The 23134-nt window shown below is 60.5% G+C and carries 15 protein-coding genes; 9 read left to right on the forward strand and 6 right to left on the reverse strand.

Translation table 11 applies throughout. From position 1 onward, the window contains the following. Positions 1-29: 29 nt before the first annotated feature. Entirely contained in the window at positions 30-503 is a 474-nt protein-coding gene (locus AC1DMK_RS10445) for an Lrp/AsnC family transcriptional regulator (protein WP_037062125.1), read from the reverse strand. A gap of 146 nt (positions 504-649) precedes the next feature. On the opposite strand from AC1DMK_RS10445, the gene AC1DMK_RS10450 reads away from it, so the two are divergent. Continuing rightward, entirely contained in the window at positions 650-1558 is a 909-nt protein-coding gene (locus AC1DMK_RS10450; RefSeq protein ID WP_037062126.1) for a DMT family transporter, read from the forward strand. A gap of 64 nt (positions 1559-1622) precedes the next feature. Here the strand turns inward: AC1DMK_RS10450 and AC1DMK_RS10455 are convergent, their stop codons facing one another. Both AC1DMK_RS10455 and AC1DMK_RS10460 read right to left on the reverse strand, forming a co-directional pair. Beyond that, on the reverse strand, positions 1623-2147 hold the full coding sequence (locus tag AC1DMK_RS10455; RefSeq protein ID WP_477858780.1) for a GNAT family N-acetyltransferase: 525 nt from the start codon (positions 2145-2147) through the stop codon (positions 1623-1625). Positions 2148-2156: 9 nt separating this feature from the next. Then, positions 2157-3821, reverse strand: coding sequence for an electron transfer flavoprotein-ubiquinone oxidoreductase (locus AC1DMK_RS10460; protein ID WP_477858782.1), 1665 nt, complete (start codon positions 3819-3821; stop codon positions 2157-2159). A gap of 252 nt (positions 3822-4073) precedes the next feature. Between AC1DMK_RS10460 and AC1DMK_RS10465 the strand changes: the two genes are divergently transcribed. From AC1DMK_RS10465 to AC1DMK_RS10490, 6 genes are all read left to right on the forward strand, one after another. Beyond that, positions 4074-4862, forward strand: a complete 789-nt coding sequence (locus AC1DMK_RS10465; RefSeq protein WP_477858783.1) for an SDR family oxidoreductase — start codon at positions 4074-4076, stop codon at positions 4860-4862. 219 nt (positions 4863-5081) lie between these two features. Continuing rightward, the gene (locus AC1DMK_RS10470) at positions 5082-6359 is read left to right on the forward strand and encodes an efflux RND transporter periplasmic adaptor subunit (RefSeq protein ID WP_037062132.1); all 1278 of its coding nucleotides are present in this window, start codon (positions 5082-5084) and stop codon (positions 6357-6359) included. Continuing rightward, entirely contained in the window at positions 6356-9472 is a 3117-nt protein-coding gene (locus AC1DMK_RS10475) for an efflux RND transporter permease subunit (protein WP_037062134.1), read from the forward strand. Before AC1DMK_RS10470 ends, AC1DMK_RS10475 begins: the two co-directional genes overlap by 4 nt. A gap of 163 nt (positions 9473-9635) precedes the next feature. Then, positions 9636-10928, forward strand: coding sequence for an Hsp70 family protein (locus AC1DMK_RS10480; RefSeq protein ID WP_477858786.1), 1293 nt, complete (start codon positions 9636-9638; stop codon positions 10926-10928). Positions 10929-10987: 59 nt separating this feature from the next. Next, on the forward strand, positions 10988-11860 hold the full coding sequence (locus tag AC1DMK_RS10485) for a uracil-DNA glycosylase (RefSeq protein WP_477858787.1): 873 nt from the start codon (positions 10988-10990) through the stop codon (positions 11858-11860). Positions 11861-12010: 150 nt separating this feature from the next. Then, positions 12011-12202, forward strand: coding sequence for a hypothetical protein (locus tag AC1DMK_RS10490; protein WP_037062141.1), 192 nt, complete (start codon positions 12011-12013; stop codon positions 12200-12202). 172 nt (positions 12203-12374) lie between these two features. Here AC1DMK_RS10490 and AC1DMK_RS10495 read toward each other — a convergent pair whose 3' ends face one another. Beyond that, positions 12375-13262, reverse strand: a complete 888-nt coding sequence (locus AC1DMK_RS10495; protein WP_037062143.1) for a hypothetical protein — start codon at positions 13260-13262, stop codon at positions 12375-12377. Positions 13263-13496: 234 nt separating this feature from the next. After that, the gene (locus AC1DMK_RS10500) at positions 13497-14423 is read right to left on the reverse strand and encodes a DMT family transporter (protein ID WP_037062144.1); all 927 of its coding nucleotides are present in this window, start codon (positions 14421-14423) and stop codon (positions 13497-13499) included. A 522-nt stretch (positions 14424-14945) separates the two neighbouring features. Here AC1DMK_RS10500 and pepN point away from each other — a divergent pair. Together pepN and AC1DMK_RS10510 are read left to right on the forward strand one after the other, a co-directional pair. Continuing rightward, positions 14946-17594 (forward strand): aminopeptidase N, encoded by a 2649-nt coding sequence (gene pepN / locus AC1DMK_RS10505; protein ID WP_477858788.1) that lies wholly within the window; start codon positions 14946-14948, stop codon positions 17592-17594. A 183-nt stretch (positions 17595-17777) separates the two neighbouring features. Further along, positions 17778-20084 carry a PAS domain-containing sensor histidine kinase gene (locus AC1DMK_RS10510; RefSeq protein ID WP_477858789.1) on the forward strand — a complete coding sequence of 769 codons (2307 nt, stop codon included), beginning with the start codon at positions 17778-17780 and terminating at the stop codon, positions 20082-20084. On the opposite strand, the gene AC1DMK_RS10515 is transcribed toward AC1DMK_RS10510, so the two are convergent. Continuing rightward, positions 20081-23038 (reverse strand): bifunctional [glutamine synthetase] adenylyltransferase/[glutamine synthetase]-adenylyl-L-tyrosine phosphorylase, encoded by a 2958-nt coding sequence (locus AC1DMK_RS10515; RefSeq protein WP_477858791.1) that lies wholly within the window; start codon positions 23036-23038, stop codon positions 20081-20083. The two genes, AC1DMK_RS10510 and AC1DMK_RS10515, sit on opposite strands and share 4 nt — an antisense overlap. Positions 23039-23134 lie beyond the last annotated feature (96 nt).

Consider the following 23134-nt stretch of genomic DNA (forward strand, 5'->3'; position numbering starts at 1 on the left):
ACGTCGACGGGGCCCGCTTGGCCCCGTCTTCATTTCGCCTCGGGCAATTTCAATGTGCCGTGCGTCTTCATGCTGCGGATCGCAAAGTTCGATCTGATATCGCTGACATTGGGCAGCGTCAGCAAGGTCTGCGTGAGGAGCCGTTCGTAGGCAGCCAGATCCTCCACTACCACCTCCGCCAGGAAGTCGGCGGTTCCCGATATCAGGAAGCACGAAACGATTTCGGGAATGGCGAGAAGGGCCGCCTGCTGTGCCTCCGAGTTCTCGCGGCTATGATGCGCAACCTTGAACTCGACGAACACGGTCAGCCCAAGACCAACCTCCTTGCGGTCGATATCGGCACGATAGCCGCGAATGACGCCCGACTTTTCCAGGTTTCGAATACGGCGAAGGCACGGCGACGGCGAGAGATTGACCTTCTCGGCAATCTCGACGTTCGTGGCGCGCGCATCCTCCTGTAGGCACCTCAGGATCGCCAGATCGAATTTATCAAGATTTGGCATAACCGATAACTTTCAACATATGCATTGGCATATCATTGCGTATGATAGCCACATTGAGCCACAGATAGCAAGGACATGCCTCGGCCTTTCGCCCTACCTTTCTTGCCAGCCGGACTGTGGTCCGGATGCGACGAGAGGATTGATCCATGACCGTTCTTGCATTCTCGAACACGAAACCGAAGTCCGCGGCCACGGGATATGCAGGGGCCGTCACCACCGTCCTTATCTGGGCGGCATGGATCCTCGCAACCCGTCACAGCGTGGCGACGCAGCTCAGCACAATCGACATCGGCCTCCTTCGCTACGGCGTTCCGGCGCTTGTGCTGGCGCCTGTCTGGCTAAAGATCGGCCTGCTGCCGAAGGGCGTTTCGCCAAGGCTGCTTGCCATGATGGTCGCAGGTGCCGGTGCCGTCTTCTTCCAGCTGACCACGTCGGCGATCCACTCGACGCCGGCCGCCGCTGCCGGCATCCTGCTCGGCGGCTCCATGCCGCTTGCCGCAGCCCTGATCGGCGTGGTGATCTTTGGCGAACGTCCCGACAAAGCGCGCTGGCTCGGACTGGCAGCCATCGTTGCCGGCATGATCACTCTGCTTGCCCATAGCCTTTGCGGGACAACTCTGCCTTGGAGCAGCTTCGTGCTCCTGCCTATGGGCGCGATGCTCTGGGCAGGCTACACGCACGCCTTCCGTCGTTCCGGCCTGACGGCGGTCCAGGCAAGTTCGCTGATCGCCATCTGGTCGTTCCTCATTCATGTCGTCCTTGCGACTGTCTTCGGCACGTCGATTATAGAGGTGTCCCTGCCGGAAATCGGCCTCCAGGTGCTCAGCCAAGGTATCCTTTCGGGCCTTGCCGCCACCGTTGCCTACGGCATCGCCGTGCAGTCGCTGGGTGGCACTCAGGCAGCAGCGTTCACGGCCATTACCCCCGTGCTGGCGACGCTGGGCGGCGCCTTTCTGCTTGGCGAGGAGATCGGCGTTACCGAAATTTCGGCGGCAGCGATCACCGGGATCGGCGTAGCGCTTTCGACCGGGATCGTTTCAAAGCGCAGGTCGTAGAACGCAGGGTGGGCCGGGGCCGCAAGCTCCGGCCCCGGCCCGAAGAGCGACACCCGCCTGCAGTCTAGAACCACAGAGCCATGGCAACGCGCCGATCCGGGTCCATTCCGCTTTCGATCTCCTCACGAAGTTTCCTGCGCAGAAACTGCGGCAATCCCTCCTCGAGTAATTCAAAGCCCAACGAACGATAGAACCGCGCATTGAACGAAACGTGGCGATCGGTGGTCAACGCCGCCCCGGCAAGCCTCCGGCTCCGCGCCGCCGCCATCGCCTGAAGCATCAGACGCCGGCCCACGCCGCGTCGCTGCCATCGTCTGCTCACATCGAGCTCGATGACGTAGAGCGTGTTCTCGATCTCGGTGCCTGCGAGAAACGCAACCGGCCGATCATAGTCATCGATAGCGACGGTCAGAAGCTCTTCCCGAAGCGACTGGCGAAGGACGTCCTGCGGCAGGGCATGGGCATCACGCGCAACACCCAATGCCTCCGCGAGGGTTGCGAAGGCGTCGATTTCGATTTCCGCCAGCAGCGGCAGCTCGTCGGGTCGGGCCGGCCGGATGTCAAAGTCTCCAGCCGGCACATCGCTCATACCCGTACCTCACATATTCGGATAGACAGGCCCCTCGCCACCCTGCGGCGGCACCCAGTTGATGTTCTGGTTGGGGTCCTTGATATCGCAAGTCTTGCAGTGGACGCAGTTCTGAGCGTTGATGACGTAGGTCTCCTCGCCGTCCTTCTCCACCCACTCGTAGACGCCGGCCGGACAATAGCGGGCCGACGGACCGGCATAGATGTCGTGCTCGGACGACTTCTGCAGCGCCATATCCCTCACCTTGAGATGCACCGGCTGGTCTTCCTCATGGTTGGTGTTCGACAGGAACACAGAGGACAGGCGGTCGAAGGTCAGCACGCCGTCCGGCTTCGGATAGGCGATCGGCTTGTGCCTGGAGGCCGGCTCCAGCGAGGCGGCATCGGTCTTGCCGTGCTTCAGGGTGCCGAAGAAGGAGAAGCCCAGGAGCGAATTCGTCCACATGTCGAGGCCGCCCAGCGCCACGCCGATCGCCGTGCCGAACTTCGACCACAGCGGCTTAACATTGCGGACCCTCTTCAGGTCCTTGCCGATATCGCTTGAGCGCCAGTCGTTCTCGATCTCGATCACTTCGTCGTTGGCGCGGCCATGGGCGATCGCAGCGGCGATGCGCTCGGCCGCCATCAGGCCTGACAGAACCGCGTTGTGGCTGCCCTTGATACGCGGGACGTTGACGAAACCGGCCGAACAGCCGATCAACGCGCCGCCGGGGAAGGTCAGCTTCGGCACCGACTGCCAGCCGCCCTCGGTGATGGCGCGGGCGCCGTATGACAAGCGCTTGCCGCCCTCAAAGGTGCCGCGGATCGCCGGATGCGTCTTGAAGCGCTGAAACTCCTCGAAGGGATAGAGGTAAGGGTTCTTGTAGTTCAGGTGCACGACGAAGCCGACGGCGACGAGATTATCCTCGAGGTGATAGAGGAAGGAGCCGCCGCCGGTCTTCATGTCGAGCGGCCAGCCGAAGGAGTGCTGCACGAGGCCCTGACGGTGGTTCTCGGGCTTCACCTGCCAGAGTTCCTTGATGCCGATGCCGAATTTCTGCGGCTCGCGATCCTTCGACAGATCGAATTTGGCAATCAGCTGCTTGGCGAGCGAACCGCGCACGCCTTCGCCGATCAGCACATACTTGCCTGTTAGTTCCATGCCGCGGGTGAAGTTCGGGCCGGGCTCGCCGTTCTTCTCGATACCCATGTCGCCGGTGGCGACACCTGTTACCGCACCCGCGTCGTTGTAAAGCACTTCCGTTGCGGCAAAGCCCGGATAGATCTCGACACCGAGTGCTTCGGCGTGGGTGGCGAGCCACCGACAGACGTTGCCGAGCGAGACGATGTAATTGCCGTGATTGTTCATCAGCGGCGGCATCAGCATGTTCGGCAGCCGGACCGAGCCGGCCGGGCCGAGCAGCAGGAAGTGATCGGCCTTGACCTCGGTCTTGAAGGGATGATCCGCCTCGGCGCGCCAGTCCGGCAGCAGCCGGTCGATACCGATCGGGTCGACGACGGCGCCCGAAAGGATATGGGCGCCGACCTCTGCCCCCTTCTCCAGCACGACGACCGAGAGTTCCGGATCGATCTGTTTCAGCCGGATGGCCGCCGAAAGACCCGCAGGACCGCCGCCGACGATCACCACATCGAATTCCATGCTTTCGCGTTCCGGCAGCTCAGTCGTCTCGGTCATCCGTCCATCTCCGCTCGGCCGACCTTGCGGCCATTTCCCCCGTGATGGGGTATTTCTTGTCAAAACGCAGGAGCGTTGTCGAGCCGGGAAACGACAGCCAATCCCCCATTTCGCGCAACAGCCCTCCTCCGAACAGAAGAATTATATGACGTTTACGTCAACGTCAATAAACTCACGCAAATAACGCGGGTATACTCTTCCCTTTCCATCTTCATCCACCCTATAGATTGGACGGAAAAATTGGAGGCTTCAATGGATTTCGGTATCAAGGGCAAGCGCGCCCTCGTTCTGGCATCTTCGCGCGGGCTTGGCCACGGCATCGCCGTTGCGCTGGCCCGCGAAGGGGCAAACGTCCTGTTGTGCGGTCGCAGCGGCGAAACGCTGGAGGCGAATTGCCAGACGATCAACGCAGAGGGCAGAGGCAAGGCTGACTGGATCTGGGCCGACCTCTTCGACGACAATTTCGTTGGCGGTGTAGCCGCTGCGGCAAAAGCCAAGCTCGGAAGCGTCGATATCCTCGTCAACAACACCGGTGGTCCGACACCGGGGACAACGGCGGATATGACACCGGAAAAGCTGGAAACCTATTTTTTCTCCATGGTGCTTCGCGTCATTGCCCTCACCAATGCACTGCTGCCAGCGATGAAGGCGCAGGGCTGGGGCCGAATTCTGACCGTCGCCTCGTCGGGCGTGATCGAGCCGATCGGAAATCTCGCTCTGTCCAACACGCTGCGCCCTGCCCTCGCCGGATGGAGCAAGACGTTGGCAACAGAGATCGGCCGTGATGGAATCACCGCGAACCTCTTGCTTCCCGGCAGCATCCTGACCGGCCGCCTTGACGACCTCGACGGGGCAGCGGCCAAGCGAGCCGGCAAAAGCATGGATGAAATCCGAGCCGGCAAGGAAGCACTCATTCCGGTCGGGCGCTACGGGACAGTCGAGGAGTTCGCCGCCACTGCCGCTTTTCTCTGCAGCCAGCAGGCGAGTTACATCACCGGCAGTCTTGTCCGATGCGACGGCGGTGCAGCGCGATCCGTCTGATTGAAAACGACAATCGGCAGCCGCGAGGCGGCGCCGGCGGTCGCATCTGCTCCGCACGCCAAATGCCTTTATATTAGACATATCTTTCATTACAGAAATTTAAGCTATAATAACCACTTAGTGATGGCCCTTGCAGAATTGTGTCTTTTTTGCGCCGCAATAAACGTGGTTCACTAGAGGCTGCATTTTCGCACAACTCGTCCCTGACCGGTTTTACCCATGAAGAAACTTTGGATCACCATTTGCATCATTGCCGCTGCCGGTGTTGGCGCCTGGCAATATAGGGATCGCATTGCCTTCCTTGCGCAGTTCGGCACGAAGGCAACGCAGCAGGCAGATGCTGCAAGCGGCCATCAAGCCGGCAGCGACGGTGCGCAACAGGGCGGCGACCAGAAGGGTGGCAAGGGACACAGCCGCGGCAGCGGCGGACCGACCCTCGTGAGGACGGTTGCGGCGGTCAAAACGGTGCTGCCTCGCGACGTCACGGCTTCCGGCTGGGCCGATGCCGACGACAACACGACGATCGCGGCTCAAGAGCAAGGACTTGTCACCGATATCGTCGCCACGGACGGCGCGACCGTCAAGCGTGGCGACCTCATCGCGAAGCTGGACGACCGCACCGCACAGGCGGCTGTCGACAGGGACAATGCGATGATCGTCAGGGATACTGCGACTTTGGCGGAAGCAGAAACTGCGCTGACGCGCGCCTCCGACCTGCTGACGTCCAAGGCCGGTACGCAGCAGACCTATGATCAGGCAAAGGCTGCACGCGACACCGCTGCCGCCACTGTCCAGGCGGATAAGGCAGCACTCGCCTCAGACCAGGTACTGCTCGAACATACGCAGATAAGAGCACCGTTCGACGGCCGCCTTGGCGACATCGCCGTCAGCCCCGGCGCCTTCTTGAATGCCGGCTCTGCGATCGTCACTATCGCCAAGTATGACCCGATCTACGTGAAGTTTCACCTCCAGGAGCGCGATCTGCGGCAGTTGAAACAATCGCTTGCGGCAGGCACTGTCGATGTCACCACGGTTCCGCAGTCCGACAAGGGCAAGGCACGGAAAGGGACCATCAGTTTTTACGATAATACCGTCGATCCGGCGTCGGGCACGATCCTTGCCAAGGCAAAATTCGAGAATGCGTCCGGTGCGCTTTGGCCTGGCCAGTCTGTCAACATTGTTGTCCACTTCAACAACAATGAGCAGCAGGTGGTCGTTCCGACCGTGGCAGTGAGCCCCGGTGCAGACGGCTTCTTTTCATTCGTCGTCAAGGATGGGAAAACGCAACTGACCCAGGTAACCGTCGCACGCGCCAACGGGGGGTTCAGCGCCATCTCAGCCGGCCTTTCCGAAGGCGACCACGTGGTGATCGAAGGACAGGCTCAACTCGTCGATCAGCAGGCGGTCAAAGAGGAATTCGACGCCAAGGCACTGGATGTCGCTGCCGCCGCTCAGCCGAAGAAGACAGAAACCATCGTAGCGGACACGAAAGAATGATACCGAATTTCTGTATCCAGCGTCCTGTCGCCACCACGCTGCTTGCGATCGGCGTCGTTCTTGCCGGTATCGCCGGCTACCAGCTTGTGCCAGTGGCAGCCCTGCCGCAGGTCGACTTTCCGACAATCAACGTCTCCGCCGCGCTGACCGGCGCCTCGCCCAAAACGATGGCTACATCGGTCGCGACGCCGCTGATCAAACAGTTCGAGACTATTCCTGGCATCAGCGAAATCAGCGCCACCAACTCGCTCGGCAACACGAGCATCGTTCTGCAGTTCGATCTGAACCGCAGCATCGATGCGGCCGCGGCCGACGTTCAGGCCGCGATATCGCACGCGACCCGCCAGTTGCCCGACAACATGACGACGCCGCCGAGCTATCGCAAGACCAACCCGTCCGATGCGCCGGTGATGCTGCTTGCAGTCCAAAGTGACACGATGCCACGAAGCAAGCTCGACGAGATCGCCGAGAACATCATCGCGCCGTCTCTTTCGACGCTTCCAGGCGTTGCTGAAGTGTCAGTCTTCGGCGCACAGACATATGCCGTTCGCGTCGAAGTCGACCCGAGCAAGCTTCTTAACCGCGGCATTGGCATCGACACGGTAAACAAGGCGCTGGTCGCTGCAAACAGCCAGGTGCCTGTCGGCACGCTGCAGAACAACAGCCAGAGCATGACGATCAACGCCGACACCCAGCGCACCAACGCGGAAGAATTCCGCTCGTTGGTGATCGCCAATCCGGGCGGCGCGCCGATCCACCTCGGCGATGTCGCGGATGTTCAGGACAGCGTGGAGAATCTGAACACCGGAAGCTGGTACGACGGCAAGCAGAGCATCATCCTCGCTATACAGCGCCAGCCGGATGCGAACACTGTCCAGGTGGTCGATGCGATCAACGCCAAGCTGCCCGCTCTGCACGCGGAAATCCCAGCATCGGTGACAACGCAGGTCATGAACGATTCGGCCAAGCCGATCCGCGACGCGATATCCGACGTGAAGTTCACGCTGCTCCTGACGATCGGCCTCGTCGTGCTGGTGATCTACCTGTTCACGGGTCATCTGACGGCAACGCTCATTCCGGGCCTTGCCGTTCCGCTGTCGCTGATTTCGACTTTCGGAATGATGTATGTGCTCGGCTACAGCATCGACAACATATCGCTGCTCGGACTGACTTTGGCGGTGGGCCTCGTCGTCGACGACGCGATCGTGATGCTTGAGAACATTCTGAGGCATGTGGAAGAAGGAATGCCCGTTCTCGACGCGGCGATCAAAGGCGCGGGCGAGGTCAGCTATACGATCATCTCGATGTCGGTATCGCTGATTGCCGTTTTCATCCCGATCCTTCTGATGGGCGGCGTCGTCGGCAGAATCTTCAACGAGTTCGGCATGGTTGTTGCGATCGCCATTGTCGCCTCCGCGATCGTATCGCTAACGGTGACGCCGATGCTTGCCTCGCGGCTGGGCAGCGGCCACGAACAGCCGCCATTCTTCATTCGCTGGTTCGATGCCGGCTTCGAGCAGACGCTCAGAGGCTATGAGAAGGCAGTCGGCTGGTGCCTAGCCCACCGGCCGGCCATTCTAGCGCTGTTCCTCGCTTCCGTGGGACTGACAGTCTATCTGTTCATGACGCTGCCGGCGAGCTTCTTCCCGACTGAAGACATTGGTCGCCTGAACATATCGACACGCGCGCGTCAGGACATTTCCTACCCTGCCATGCAGTCACTGCAGAACCAGGCCGCAGACCTGGTCAGGCAGAACCCGGCGGTGAACCATGTGATGTCGATCGTCGGCGGCAACGCACGCAGCCCGCTCAACAACGGCACGATGTTCGTGGAGCTGAAGAACAAGGATCAGCGCGTTCCGCTGGACCAGACACTGAGGGAACTGCGCGCCAGCATCAGCAAGATCCCGGGGCTGCAGGCCTTCATCACGCCACAGCAGAGCCTGCGCTTCGGCGGGCGCCAGACAGCCAGCCAGTATCAGCTCGTCGTTCAGGCACTGAGCGCCGAGCAGACGAACCTCTGGGCCGACAAGATCCAAAAGGCGATGCACGCCGATCCACGCTTCACGGATGTCACGTCCGATGCGCAGAACAATGCACTGCAAGCCAACATCGTCGTCGATAGCGAGAAGGCTGCCGCCTTCGGCATCGACGACGATCAGTTGCGTACGACACTGCAGGAATCGTTTGGCGGTTACGCGGCAGCGCAGATCCAGTCGACCGGCGACAGCTATGACGTGATCGTCGAATACGACACCAGCAAGCCCTGGGACGACCAGAAGCTCCAGGAAATCCGCGTTGCATCAAACAATGGGACCCTCGTCCCGTTGTCGAACTTCGCCGAGGTCCAACGCACCACCGGTCCGGTAACGATCAACCAGACGGGGCAGCTGGTCTCGACCACGGTTTCCTTCAACCTGCCCGCCGGCGAAGCACTCGGAGACGCAACAGCCGCGGTCGATCAGATCAAGAAGGACATCAACATGCCGGCGGACATCTTCACGTCCTACGGCGGTACCGCGCAAATCTTCGAGCAGTCTCAGGGCAACACGCCGTTGCTCATCCTGGCGGCCGTTCTGACGATCTACGTCGTTCTTGGCGTGCTTTACGAGAGCTTCATCCACCCGTTGACGATTCTATCGGGGCTGCCGGCAGCGGCGCTGGGCGCCCTGCTGGCGCTCAGGGTCATGGGCTTCGACCTGTCGATCATCGCATTGATCGGCCTGCTGATGCTGATCGGCATTGTCAAGAAGAACGCGATCATGATGATCGACGTCGCGTTGGAAAACCTGCGCTCGGGCACCGGGATGTCGCCCTCCGAAGCCATCCACGAAGCCTGCATCAGACGTTTCCGGCCGATCATGATGACGACGTTCTGTGCGTTGCTCGGTGCGCTTCCGATCGCCCTCGGCACCGGTGCCAGCTCCGAGCTTCGCCAGCCGCTTGGCATTGCCGTCGTCGGCGGCCTGATTGTGTCTCAGGCGCTGACGCTGTTCATTACGCCTGTGATCTTCGTCGAGATGGGCAGGCTCAGCGATTGGCTCCTGAGCTTCGGCCGCAAGAAAAAAGCCGCGGAAGAAGAAGAGGTTCCTCGGGCGATCGCCGCCGAGTGACCCGACGGGCGCCAATGGCGCCCGTTTCATTTTCAATCGACGTCTTGAATAAGACCGACCTCTGTGGCATCACGCGCCCTCCCTAGAATTCGGGCGCCCTTCCGCGCCCTGGCGGAGCATCTGCTCCAGTCTCAGGCAACAATCTGATTTAAGAGGTGCGAGCATGGCTCAGGCGCTTGGTTTAGACTTTGGCACGACGAACACGGTGCTTGCCACAGCGGATGGCGAAACGACCCATTCCATGGCTTTCACCAGCGCGGCAGGCATCTCCGACAGCATGCGCACGGCACTCTCTTTCATGAAAGGCGGGCAACTCCGCACATCGGCCCTCAAGGTCGAGGCTGGCCACGCGGCAATCCGCCAGTTCATCGACAATCCCGGCGACTGCCGCTTTCTGCAGTCCATCAAGACCTTTGCCGCCAGCGCCCTCTTCCAAGGCACCTTAATCTACGCCAAGCGTCACAGCTTCGAGGACCTGATGGAGGTGTTCATTGAGCGCCTGAAGAATTATGCCGGCAACAATTGGCCGTCGGATGTCCAGCGGATCGTTACAGGGCGGCCGGTGCATTTTGCCGGCGCCAACCCCGATCCGGCGCTGGCGACCGAGCGCTACAACGAGGCCCTCTCCCGCTTCGGCTTTCCCGAAATCCACTATGTCTACGAGCCGGTGGCCGCAGCTTTCTTCTTCGCGCAGAACCTGAAGTCGGACGCAACGGTGTTGGTTGCCGACTTCGGAGGCGGCACCACCGACTATTCGCTTATCCGCTTCGAGACTGTTGCCGGAAAGCTGACGGCAACGCCCATTGGTCACGCCGGCGTGGGTGTCGCAGGCGACCACTTCGACTACCGTATCATCGACAACATCATTGCGCCGCAGATCGGCAAAGGCAGTCATTTCAGAAGTTTCGACAAGATTCTTGAAGTTCCCAGCAACTACTATTCGAGCTTCGGCCGCTGGAACCAGCTGTCGATCTTCAAGACATCGCGCGAGTTCGAAGATTTGAAGAAGCTGGTGCGGACAGCTCTGGAACCGGAGAAGCTCGAGACCTTCATCGATCTCGTCGACCACGACGAGGGATATCCGCTCTACCAGGCGGTCTCCGCAACCAAAATGGCGCTCTCCGCAGCCGATGAGGCCGCGTTCGACTTCGGTCCGCTAGGACGCGGCGGACACCGCACAGTGCGTCGCGCGGACTTCGACAGCTGGATTGCCGACGACCTCGCGCGGATCGAGGGCGCGCTCGACGATGTTCTGCAGAAGACGAACACGACGTCGACAGCCATCGACAAGGTCTTTCTGACCGGCGGCACCTCCTTCGTGCCGGCCGTTCGTCGTATCTTTACCGAGCGCTTCGATTCGGATCGGATCGAGACGGGTGGAGAACTGCTGTCGATCGCGCATGGCCTGGCGCTGATCGGCGAACGCGACGACATTGCGCAATGGACGGTGCAATAGGTCGCTTGTGCACCTCGGCGCTCTTTCATTGACGATGCGGCTTCGGTAAAGTCGCACGCATGATCTCCGTCAACGACCTCTCCCCGGGCGAACTTGCCGCGCTTCTGCACTTTCATACAGAGGCCGGAGTCGAGTGGCTGCTGGAGGAGGAGGCCGTCGATCGGTTCGCCGAGTTCGAAGCAATGAAGGCGTCAAGGCGTACCGCCGCCCCTGCCCCACAGGTCGGGGAGAGCCGCCAGCCGGCGTCTCGCCCCTCACCGCAAGCGCAGCAACGCGGCGCTCCACAGCCCGAGCGCGCCGCCCAAAGACCGCAGCCGGCAATTCCGGATGGCGAAGCGGTCCAACAGGCACGTTTTGCCGCCGAAGGCGCCCGTTCGCTGACGGAGCTGAAGACTGCCATCGAGGCGTTCAACGGCTGCAACCTGAAACACAGCGCCCGCTCGACCATCTTTGCCAGCGGCGACGCAGGAAGTGGCATCATGGTCATCGGTTCGGCGCCGGGCGCGGAAGACGATCGCGAAGGCCAACCCTTCGCAGGAAGACCCGGCCAGTTGCTGGACAAGATGCTTGCAGCGATCAGGCTCGACCGCAGCGGCATTGTGCTCACTCAGGTCATCCCCTGGCGCCCCCCCGGAAATCGGGTCGCGTCGTCTGCCGAGATGGATATCTGCCGCCCTTTCATCGAGCGGCAAATCGCGCTGGCAGAACCGAAAGTGATTCTCCTGCTGGGGAATTTTGCCGCTCGCGTGTTTTTCGGCGAGAGCGACACGATCCACGGGCTCCGCGGCCAATGGCGCGACATTGCGATCGGTGGGCAGACCATTCCGGCGATCGCAACGCTGCATCCGCAGGATCTTCTGACCGCGCCGATCAATAAACGTTTGGCATGGAACGACCTTTTGGCTTTTAGAGAAAAACTTGCGGCACTCTGACCTGCATTAAAAATAGCCAATTGTAAACGTTTTATGAAGCGACGCATGCAATTAGCGCATACCAGTTGCGTGTTCTTATGCGTTGCAAAAATCATGGTGCACTGCAATATTGGGCCTGTGTCTTGGGAGGAATCAAAAGGAACCAAGGCCATGAGCGCACTTTTACGTCCTATTCACTGCGGGTTTGAAACCCTCCGCGTCGTGAGCGATCGCGTTCGCAAAACGCAGAGCTACAACCGTATCGGCTTCGCGACCAACGAGCAGATGGTGGCTCGCGGCACAGGCGCCAGCGGGCGCATTGCGCGCCCCGCTGCTATCTTTGCGGACTTCCAGCAATATTGACAGAGAGGCGGCGGGCGTCACGCCTGCCTCATTTTACTTGGCATGATCATGACGACACGTCTTCTTTCGCTCTTCTGCAAAATCAATACGATCGAGCATATCCGCGCGGCCGTCTGCGCCGCCGAATCATACGAACGGGACATGTCGCCTGACGCCGCCTAGGCGGCCGCGGCTACGACCTTTGCCACTCGCCAAGCCGTTCCTCCGACAAAGACCTCACCCAGTGGAAGGCTTCGTCCACGTAGGCAAATTTGATCGCCTGCCAGCGGCAGTATGCCTGAACGAAATCGCGAGAAACCCATAGCGAGGGCCGCTTCGAGCCTGGCTCCCACCCAGCGGATCGGTGCTGCGCTGCCTTGGCAAAGAGCCTCTGCATATGAGTGCGCGACATCATGAAATCGGCGGCAAGCGCACGGCTGTCGATATGGCCGATGACATATCGGTCGGGATCCTGTTCATCGAGGTCGAGTCGCGACATCAGATGGTCGACGATCAGCCCGCCCGCATCATTCCACAAGAAGAGGCCAACCTGTTCCGGCGGCTCGCGCCACAACGGGTCACCAACGCAATTTCGGGCGATACGGGGCTGCATGAGACGCATCCAGGCGGGCTGCGCCTGAAACTGGACAGCACGGTCGGAGCCGTCCAGCATATCCAACGCGCAAAGATTGGACCACAGCCAGCCGAACATTGCCTGATGGCTGTGGTCGGAAGGCTCGTAATGGCGCGGCCTTCTCCGCTCGTCCCCCGGCTCGCAAGCAATGAAGCGATAGGTGAAAAGTTCGTCGATAAAGCTCAGCACCGTGTTGCGGCTTGCGACCTTCAAAGCGGTGATCTCGCTGGTCAGCCTTACGGCCGTCAGACCCGAGGAAGAATCCGCTGGATCACGTTCCATACTCAACGCGTAAGCCATCTGGGTCAACAACCAGCGTTGCTGAGAGGCCAGCAGCCGGGCGAGCCGCGGTCCCGCGTCGAACATGCTGCGCATGCGGCCGGCATGGAAACGGATGCCTAGTATGAATTTTGGATCTGCGACAAGGTTTTCAGCACTTAACGGCATGTCTCTCCCGGACTTCGCACCCGATTGGCATCCATCGTGCATACGACAGCCCAAGAACGCCGCCTATTTCTAATATGCAGCACTGCGAATAAATGAAACACTTTCATATTCAGAAACCACGGCGCATGCCAAGATACCAGCCTTCAATTTTCCTGGTTTTTATTCAATCTATGCGAAGGTATCGAATTTGCTACAAGCAGGGGATTTGTTTTTCGATGCAGCGACCTCGTACGGCTAGCCGGTTGCGCGAGAAGCCCGACGCTCGAGTTCCAGCCGATGTTCGCGGTAGATGATGAATATACCGGCAGCCACGATGATGGCCGTGCCGGCCAGCATGCTGAGGGTCGGTATGTCACCGAACACGAAGTAGGCCAAGACGCCGCCCAGCACGATCGACGTGTATTCGAATGGTGCAATTGTGGAGACATCGGCGTGCCGATAGCTCTCTGTCAGCAATATCTGCGCAACGCCGCCGCAAAAGCCGGCGGCAATCAGAAATATCTGCGGCGCGAGGTCGAGAAAGTCCCAGCCGAAAGGCAACGTCACCAACGAGAAGACCGATGCCGTGATCGAGAAATACAGAACGATCGTCGAGGTCTTCTCCTCCTCGACAAGCCGGCGCACCTGGATCATCGCCATCCCGCCAAGAACCGACGACAGCAAGACTGCTATCGCGCCGATTGCCTGTTCGGTTTCACCTCCACCGTCGCGAAAAAGGGTGAGCTTGGGCCAGGACACGATCGAAACGCCGACAATGCCCACGATGACTGCGCTCCAACGATAGACCCGCACGGTCTCGCCGAGGAAAATCGCTGCAAAGACCACGGCAACCAGCGGCGTCGCATAGCCAAGAGCGATCGCCTCCGGCAACGGCAGGTGCAGCAGACCGTAGAATCCGAGCCCCATGGATATGATCCCAAGCGTCCCGCGCTTCAGATGGCCCACCGGATTGGCCGTGTGGAAAGAGGACCGCAGCTGGCCGCGATAGGTCAGGTAGGCGATGATGGGAAAAAGAGCGAAAAAGGATCGGCAGAACGTCACCTGCCCTGGTTGAATGTCGCTGCCGGCCAGTTTGATGAAGGTCTGCATTGCGAGGAAGACGACGACCGAGGCGACTTTTAGCGCAATACCCCTCATCGGATTTCCGGGAACCGACTGCATGTCACAAGCTCTTGTATTGGCAATGGAGGGCGGGAGAACGCATCAGACTCGACGCGTGCCGACTGTGGCAGTGGTTTCCTTTAAAGAACAGGGCAAAAATCTAAAATCGAGAGGGAGTTGCCGCCGCGTCTGATCAGGGCGACGATCGCCATCGTCGATAAACGCCCAGAAATAGTCAGCTAGCCAAATGGTTGCTGACCTTTCCACAGCCACGAACTCTCACTGTTTCGCAATGTCCCCGTCCGACAACAAACAACCTATGCATGTACAAATCAAGGCGGATTTACACTCCCGTTCTGCATCTGGCGCATCCGGATTATTGCTGCAAACACGGCTCTCAATCTGAGATAGTAGAAACAGAATGCATCAAGTATCTCCGACACGTGGCCGCGCTAAAACTTGGGCTCGAAGGCCGTTCGCTTTAGCTTTGGTTCAGACTTTGATGTAATCATAGCCTCAAATTTTACGGCAGAGCGCCCACTCTGTTTGCGAAGCAATGTCTTAAGGTCTTCAGGGAACACTATGCGCACAGATACCGGCCAGGTCATCAATCTGGCAGACTACCGCCCCACCGACTTCGTTCTGGAGCGGGTCGACCTGACGTTCGAACTCGATCCCACGGAAACAAAAGTAGAATCGCGCCTGATCTTCCGTCGCCGCGAAGGCGCTGACGCAAAGGCCCCGTTGATCCTTGATGGCGATGAACTGGCGCTTTCCGGTCTGCTCTTCGACCAGATGGACATGCCCGCCAGCCAGTATACGGCCACGCCGGAAAGCCTGACGATCCGAGACCTGCCGGAGTCCGGTCCCTTTGAGCTGACTATCACGACGATCATCAACCCGGAAGCGAATACCCAACTGATGGGTCTCTACCGCACCGGCGGGATCTATTGCACGCAGTGCGAGGCGGAGGGATTCCGCCGCATCACCTATTTTCCCGACCGCCCGGATGTACTGGCTCCCTTCACGGTCAATATCATCGCCGACAAGGCGGCCAACCCGCTGCTGCTCTCGAACGGCAATTTCCTCGGCGGCGCAGGTTACGGCGAAGGCAAGCATTTTGCGGCCTGGTTCGATCCGCATCCCAAGCCGAGCTACCTTTTCGCGCTGGTGGCCGGCGATCTCGGCGTGATTGAGGACACCTTCACCACGATGTCCGGTCGCGACGTCGCGTTGAAGATCTATGTCGAGCACGGCAAGGAGCCCCGTGCCGGCTATGCGATGGACGCCCTGAAGCGCTCGATGAAGTGGGACGAAGAAGCCTTCGGCCGCGAATACGACCTCGATATCTTCATGATCGTTGCCGTCTCCGACTTCAACATGGGCGCCATGGAGAACAAGGGGCTCAACGTCTTCAACGACAAATACGTCCTCGCCGATCCGGAAACCGCGACCGATGCAGACTACGCCAATATCGAGGCGATCATCGCGCACGAATATTTCCACAACTGGACCGGCAACCGCATCACCTGCCGCGACTGGTTCCAGCTGTGCCTCAAGGAAGGCTTGACGGTCTATCGCGACCACGAATTCTCCGCCGATCAGCGCTCGCGCCCGGTCAAGCGCATTGCTGAAGTCCGGCATCTGAAATCGGAACAGTTCCCGGAAGACGGCGGTCCGCTCGCTCATCCGGTGCGCCCGACGAAGTATCGTGAAATCAACAACTTCTATACGACAACCGTCTATGAGAAGGGCAGCGAGGTCACGCGGATGATCGCGACGCTGCTCGGCAAGGAGACGTTCAAGAAGGGCATGAACCTCTACTTCGATCGTCATGACGGCCAAGCCGTGACGATAGAGGATTTTGTCAAATGCTTCGAGGATGCGAGCGGACGCGACCTCGCGCAGTTCTCGCTCTGGTATCATCAGGCGGGTACGCCGCTCATCACCGCCTCCGGGACCTACGACGCTGCAGCGAAAACCTTCAGCCTCTCGCTCGAACAGATGATCCCGGCAACGCCGGGGCAAACCGACAAGGAACCGATGCACATTCCGCTCAGCGTCGCGCTGTTTGCAGAGGACGGCACGGCGTTTCAGCCTGCTACCGTCGCTGGGGCCGAGTACACCGGCAATGTGCTGCATCTTACCGAGCGGGCGCAGACGGCAGTGTTCGATGGCATTGCTTCGCGCCCTGTCGTGTCGATCAACCGCAGCTTCTCGGCGCCTGTCAACCTGCACTTCGATCAGACGCCGGCAGATCTCGCCTTGTTGGCCCGCTATGAGACCGATCACTTTTCTCGCTGGCAAGCGCTCACGGATCTGGCGTTGCCTACTCTGCTGGCCGCGGGACGCGATACGCGCGTTGGCAAAACCGTGGTGGCCGAGCGGACCTTTGTCGACGCGCTGCTTGCCGCGGCCACCGACGAGAGCCTCGAACCGGCTTTCCGCGCCCAGGCGCTGGCGCTGCCGAGCGAAGCCGACATCGCACGGGAACTTGGCGGGAACAACGATCCGGACGCCATCCACGCCGGCCGCCAGGCGGTGATGCAGCAGGTCGCAGCAGCCGGAAAAGAAATATTCGCCGCACTTCTGGATACGATGACGACAACGGGCGCCTTCAGCCCCGACGCCAAGAGTGCTGGGCGCCGTGCTCTGCGTAACGCGGCACTCGTCTATCTCTCCTATGCGGAAAACGCGCCCTTGCGCGCCAAGGCCGCGTTCGATGCCGCAAACAACATGACCGACCTTATGCAGGCGCTAACCGTCCTTGCTCATCGTTTCCCCGACAGCAATGAAGCGACCGAAGCCTTGGCGGCGTTTCTGGGCCGCTACTCCGAAAACCCGTTGGTGGTCGACAAGTGGTTCTCCGTGCAGGCGGCCATCCCGGGAGCGGCGACGCTCGACCGCGTTCTCACGCTGCTGGACAATCCGCTCTTCAAGCGAACCAATCCCAATCGCGTGCGCGCCCTCATCGGGACGTTTGCCTTTGCCAATCCGACGGGCTTTGGGCGCGCGGACGGCGAAGGCTACCGGTTCCTGGCACGCGAGATACTCGACATCGACGGCCGCAACCCGCAGCTGGCCGCGCGCATCCTCACGTCCATGCGTTCGTGGCGTTCACTGGAGCCGATCCGTGCCGAGCATGCACGCAAGGCTTTGGCGGAAATTGAACAGACCGCGGGCCTTTCGACGGACGTTCGCGATATTGTCGAACGCACACTCAAGGGGTGATTTGCGACGGGAAGCGGCCGCGCTATCGCAAGCCGCCTCCAGCACGCTCTGGAAAAATAAGCACTTAGAATCGGTTAACAGATTTTTACCTTTTCCTCTGGACAACGCGAATCACCAGTGATTCATTGAGACAGGTTCGGGCGAGCGGCGCAGCGAATCACACGAGGGATCAAGGCTCAAACGATGATGAACGTGCGGCGGGCAACCGTGGCCGAAGGGCGGCTGCGTGTCGATTTCGAAGGCTTCCGCTCCTGGCGCGATACCTTCGCCAACAGCAGTTCAGCGCCCTCCCGCAACGTCGTGCATGCCGAGACAACGCTCAAGCGCGCTATCCCGATGTTGATCGTCGCGTTTCTCACGGTGGTCGCTGCATCGCACTTCTTCGGCATGATGTCCGAGTACAGCCGGATGGAAGCTGCCGCCCGTCATTCCACGGCGCTCGCAGCCGCGACCGCCGCCGCCGCATTCGCCGAATCCGGCGCGGTTTTCGAGGCTGGCGACGTCACCGCGGCGCAGTCCCGCCTGGCGCGCTTTCTTCCGCAGGATCGTCTGGACGACGATGCCTTCGTGCTGCTTGTCCAGCCAACGGGCAAAGTCTTTGCTGCATCGGCAGCCGGCGCCGCCTACATCGGCGCGAGCGTCGGCGACTTCCTCTCAGAGGTCTCGGCAATTCGTCGTTTCGGTGATCGCGCCGGTGTCATCGAAACGACCATCAGCGGCCGTCCACATTACGCGGAGATCACGCTTGTCGGCAATTCCGGCGGCTATGTCGTTGCAGCGACGTCTCTCGACCGCATCGATAAGCTCTGGCGTGAAGAGGCAACGCTGAACGTTACCCTATTTGCCGGCATTTCCTCGATCCTGCTCGTCGTGCTCTACGCCTACTATACGCAGGTGAAACGCGCACGCGACGCGGACGAGATCTTTCTCGAATCCAACCTGCGCGTCGAGACGGCCCTTTCTCGCGGCCGCTGCGGTCTATGGGATTTTGATTTCGACCGTCGCGAGTTCTTCTGGTCCCGCTCGATGTACGAAATGCTCGGCCTTCCGACTTCGGAAGGCAACATGTGCTTCGGCGACGCAGCCCGGCTGATGCATCCAGATGACGGCGGCATCTACGAAATCGCGCGTTCGATCGCACGCGGCGATTCCGAGCAGATCGATCAGATCTTTCGCATGCGCCACGCAGGCGGCCACTATGTCTGGATGCGCGCGCGCGCCCAGGTCATTCGAACCAACGCAGGCCGTGTCCACATGATCGGCATCGCGATGGATGTGACCGAGCAGCATCGTCTCGCGCAGCGATACGCCGAAGCCGATCAAAGACTGGCCGATGCCATCGAGTGCACGTCGGAGGCCTTCGTCCTGTGGGACAAGAACGACCGGCTGGTCATGTGCAACGCCCACTTCCAGCAGGCTTACGGCCTACCCGACCGCGTTCTGGTACCTGGCACGGAGCGCTCGACCGTCAACGCTGCGGCAGCCCGCCCCGTCATCGAGCGGCGCATCGCCGACGCCGACGGATCTGGATACTCGCGCACGACGGAAGTGCAGCTTGCCGACGAGCGTTGGCTGCAGATCAACGAGCGGCGCACGCGCGACGGCGGTATGGTTTCGGTGGGCACCGACATTACGCTGCTCAAGCGCAATCAGGAGCGCCTGCGCGATTCCGAACGGCGCCTGATGGCAACGATCGGCGACCTCTCCGCCTCCAGACATACGCTTGAAAGCCAGAAGGCCGCGCTTTCGGTCGCCAACTCCAACTACCAGGCGGAAAAGGAGCGAGCCGAGGCCGCCAACAGGGCAAAGTCGGAATTTCTCGCCAACATGTCACATGAACTGCGCACGCCGCTCAATGCGATCCTCGGCTTTTCGGAAATCCTCCAGGACGAGATGTTCGGTCCGCTCGGCTCGGCCAAGTACGACGAGTACGCCCGCGATATCCATCACAGCGGCAAGCACCTGCTGAACGTGATCAACGACATTCTCGACATGTCGAAGATCGAAGCTGGCCACATGAAGCTACATCGCGAGAATATGGACCTCGCACCGTTGATTGAGGAAAGCCTTCGCTTTACGGCGATCCCGGCAAGCGAGAAGAATATCCAGATCGAACAGCGCCTCTGCGACGGTATGGCCCTGACGGCCGACCGCCGTGCGATGAAGCAGATCCTGCTGAACCTGCTTTCGAATGCCGTCAAGTTTACCAACGAGGGCGGCCGCATTGCCGTACGCACCCGCCGGACGAACGGCGCTGTTGTTCTGACCATCGCCGATACCGGCATCGGCATTCCCCGCGCAGCCCTGAGCAAGATCGGTCAACCCTTCGAGCAAGTCCAGAGCCAGTATGCCAAGAGCAAGGGCGGCTCCGGGCTCGGGCTGGCGATCTCCCGCTCTCTCACAAGCCTGCATGGCGGACAGATGAAGATCCGCTCGCGCGAGGCGATCGGCACGGTCATATCGCTGCGCATCCCCGACAGCGGCCGCTAAGCCCTAACGACCGACAGGAACACCTTCCGGACTGCCTTGGAGAGACGTTTCACCTCGCCCTCGAGCGTCTTGATGTCAGGGCAGTCGCCGGCACGGCAGACCAGATCGGTCAGCCCGGCCGGCGCGTCCTTGGGGTCGAACTGCGCGTCGATGCAAAGCCGGATCAGTTGCGACAACTCTGTGTAAAGCGCAAAGCCCTCGATACAGGTGTCGACGTCCGCCGCCGTCATCAGCTTTCCGCCGAGCAGCTTCAACGCCTCACCTGTGTTCAGTCCGTTGACCTTCGCGTCGACGCCCTTTGCCGGGGCGATCAACGCGAGGTACTGCGCGATGAATTCGATATCGATCACGCCGCCGGGGATGAGTTTCAGATCCCACAGACCTGCCGGGGGCTTTTCCTTTTCGATCAGCTCGCGCATCTCGGTGACATCCTGCGTCACCTTGCCTATCTCCCGCGTTTTCGAAAGCACTTCGCCAACAATATGCTGCGCCTCCGCGATCAGACTGCCATCACCGCAAATCAGACGGCCGCGACTGAGTGCCATATGTTCCCAGGTCCAGGCCTCCTCGCGCTGATACTTGCCGAATGAACTGATGCGGGTGGCAACCGGTCCCTTGTTGCCGGAGGGGCGCAAGCGCATATCGACTTCGTACAGCACGCCCTCCGCTGTCGGCGCGGAAAGAGCGGCGATCAGGCGTTGCGTGATGCGCGTAAAATAGCGGACGGCGTCGAGCGGCTTGGCACCATCGGATTCGCCCGCCGTCTCCTCATAGTCGTAGAGAAGAATGAGGTCGATGTCGGAGCCCGCGGTCAGCTCGAAGCTGCCGAGCTTGCCCATGCCTGCGACCGCGACGCGGCCGCCGGGAAACTTGCCGTGAGCAGCTTCTATTTCGCCTATGACAGCCTTGAGCGCTGCCTCGATGATGAGATCGGCCAGATGGGTGAAGGCGCGTGCGGCCATTGCGCCGTTGATGGTACCCGTCAGCAGGCGGATGCCGATCAGGAAGCGCTGCTCGGAAGCAAAGATGCGCAGGCGGTCGAGGATCTCTTCGTAGTAACGCGCCTGCTGCAGCGATCCCCGCAGCCGCTCTGCAAGATAGTCGCGGGTCGGGAGCTCCGCCATCAGGCCGGGGTCGAGCATCCCATCGAAAACATGCGGCTTGGCGGCAATCACCTCCGCAAGCTTTGGCGCTGACGACATGATGTTGACGATGAGGGAAAGCAGAGCCGGGTTGCTGCCAAGAAGAGAAAAAAGTTGAATGCCGGCAGGAAGGCCGGAAATGAAGCTGTCGAACCGAAGGATCGCTTCGTCCGCGCGCTTGCTCTCGCCGAAGACCCGCAGCAGTTGCGGCGTCAGTTCCGTCAGCCGCTCGCGCGCTTCCACGGACTGCGTCGCCTTGTATCGCCCGTAATGCCAGGTGCGTATAACGCGCGATATATCCGAAGGTCGCTCGAAACCCATTTTCTTCAGCGTATTCAGCGTATCGGGATCGTCGTTCTGACCGGTGAAGACGAGGTTTCCGGTTTCCGTGGAAAGTCTGGTCTCCTGTTCGAACAAACGTGCGTAGCGGCGCTCGACGGTTCTGAATACCTCGACCAGTCGTTCGGAAAAGCTCGGTGTATCGCTGAAGCCCATCATGAATGCGATGCGCTTCAGATCGGCTTCCGCCTCCGGAAGCAGGTGCGTCTGCTCGTCGCGAACCATCTGGATTCGGTGTTCGACATCACGGAGAAACCAGTAGGCCTCCGTCAGTTCGTCGCGCGTCTCCTCGTCGATCCACTTTGCCTTGGTGAGCTCCACCAGCGTTTCCTCCGTGCTGCGCAAGCGAAGCACGGGCATGCGGCCGCCGGCGATCAGCTGCTGGGTCTGCGCGAAGAACTCGATCTCGCGAATTCCGCCGCGGCCAAGCTTTACGTTGTGGCCCTTGACGGCGATGGCACCGTGTCCCTTGTGAGCATGGATCTGGCGCTTGATGGAATGGATGTCGGCAATCGCGGCGTAGTCGAGGTACTTGCGAAAGACGAAAGGCACGAGGCCCCGCAGGAACTCCTCACCCGCCGGGACGTCGCCGGCGACCGCGCGTGCCTTGATGAAGGCCGCCCGTTCCCAGTTCTGCCCCCTGCCCTCGTAATAGATCATGGCCGCATCGACGGAGATCGCAAGCGGCGTCGAGCCGGGGTCCGGCCGCAGCCTCAGGTCCGTCCTGAACACATAGCCGTCCGCGGTGCGCTCCTGCATGATCCTGACGAGACGCCTCATAAGACGCGGAAACACCTCAATCGCGTCGTCGGGATCGGGAAGAATGCCCGCCTGCTCGTCGAAGAAAACGACCACATCGATATCGGAGGAATAGTTGAGCTCGGAGGCGCCGAGCTTGCCCATGCCAAGGACGATCAGCCCCGATCCCTCGCTTGGCCGTGCAACGTCCTTCAGCTGAAGCTTGCGGCTCTCGTGTGCAGAGAGCAGGAGGTGGTCGATCGCAGCGGCAACCGATGCTTCGGCAAGCCGGCTCAGCCACGCGGTGGTGGCGCGCGCGTCGAAGATGCGGGCGAGATCGGCAAGCGCCACGAGGAAGGCCACCTTGCGCTTGGCGATGCGCAAGCGGCTCATCATTTCCGATTCAGATGGCGGGACGCCGTCACTTGCCGGTCTCCAGGCGTCTCTGGCCTCGGCAATCAGCGTCTCTATCTGCGGCTCCAGCGGGTCGACTATCGCTCCGCAAAGGATGCTCGGGTCAACATTTGCGATGTCGCGCAGATAGGGCGACAGCGTCAACGCCGCGGTGATGAAATCACGAAGCGGCCCGTCCACTTTGAGCATTTCAGCGACGGCCGCTTCGGTCTTGCCGATTTTCTGGAGATCGCTCAGAGCAAGCTTCAACTCGGTCTTGCTCAACGGCTTAAGCAGGCCGTCGGCCACGTCCGTGAGGCTGTGCTTCGATTTCGTCAGCATGCGCCCTCCCTGGCAAGCAGCAGCGAAAGAGCCGGAGCAGAATCAGACTCGCTTCAACAACTGACAGCTAAGGTAGGGTCTGGGAGCGCAATGGCC

The organism is Rhizobium sp. 05L419, from assembly GCF_056397845.1.

What these genes read in the sequence shown, in the direction of transcription:
- AC1DMK_RS10445 (WP_037062125.1), bottom strand. Translation starts at nt 503, where the DNA reads ATGCCAAATCTTGATAAATTCGATCTGGCGATCCTGAGGTGCCTACAG.
- AC1DMK_RS10450 (WP_037062126.1), top strand. Translation starts at nt 650, where the DNA reads ATGACCGTTCTTGCATTCTCGAACACGAAACCGAAGTCCGCGGCCACG.
- AC1DMK_RS10455 (WP_477858780.1), bottom strand. Translation starts at nt 2,147, where the DNA reads ATGAGCGATGTGCCGGCTGGAGACTTTGACATCCGGCCGGCCCGACCC.
- AC1DMK_RS10460 (WP_477858782.1), bottom strand. Translation starts at nt 3,821, where the DNA reads ATGACCGAGACGACTGAGCTGCCGGAACGCGAAAGCATGGAATTCGAT.
- AC1DMK_RS10465 (WP_477858783.1), top strand. Translation starts at nt 4,074, where the DNA reads ATGGATTTCGGTATCAAGGGCAAGCGCGCCCTCGTTCTGGCATCTTCG.
- AC1DMK_RS10470 (WP_037062132.1), top strand. Translation starts at nt 5,082, where the DNA reads ATGAAGAAACTTTGGATCACCATTTGCATCATTGCCGCTGCCGGTGTT.
- AC1DMK_RS10475 (WP_037062134.1), top strand. Translation starts at nt 6,356, where the DNA reads ATGATACCGAATTTCTGTATCCAGCGTCCTGTCGCCACCACGCTGCTT.
- AC1DMK_RS10480 (WP_477858786.1), top strand. Translation starts at nt 9,636, where the DNA reads ATGGCTCAGGCGCTTGGTTTAGACTTTGGCACGACGAACACGGTGCTT.
- AC1DMK_RS10485 (WP_477858787.1), top strand. Translation starts at nt 10,988, where the DNA reads ATGATCTCCGTCAACGACCTCTCCCCGGGCGAACTTGCCGCGCTTCTG.
- AC1DMK_RS10490 (WP_037062141.1), top strand. Translation starts at nt 12,011, where the DNA reads ATGAGCGCACTTTTACGTCCTATTCACTGCGGGTTTGAAACCCTCCGC.
- AC1DMK_RS10495 (WP_037062143.1), bottom strand. Translation starts at nt 13,262, where the DNA reads ATGCCGTTAAGTGCTGAAAACCTTGTCGCAGATCCAAAATTCATACTA.
- AC1DMK_RS10500 (WP_037062144.1), bottom strand. Translation starts at nt 14,423, where the DNA reads ATGCAGTCGGTTCCCGGAAATCCGATGAGGGGTATTGCGCTAAAAGTC.
- pepN (WP_477858788.1), top strand. Translation starts at nt 14,946, where the DNA reads ATGCGCACAGATACCGGCCAGGTCATCAATCTGGCAGACTACCGCCCC.
- AC1DMK_RS10510 (WP_477858789.1), top strand. Translation starts at nt 17,778, where the DNA reads ATGATGAACGTGCGGCGGGCAACCGTGGCCGAAGGGCGGCTGCGTGTC.
- AC1DMK_RS10515 (WP_477858791.1), bottom strand. Translation starts at nt 23,038, where the DNA reads ATGCTGACGAAATCGAAGCACAGCCTCACGGACGTGGCCGACGGCCTG.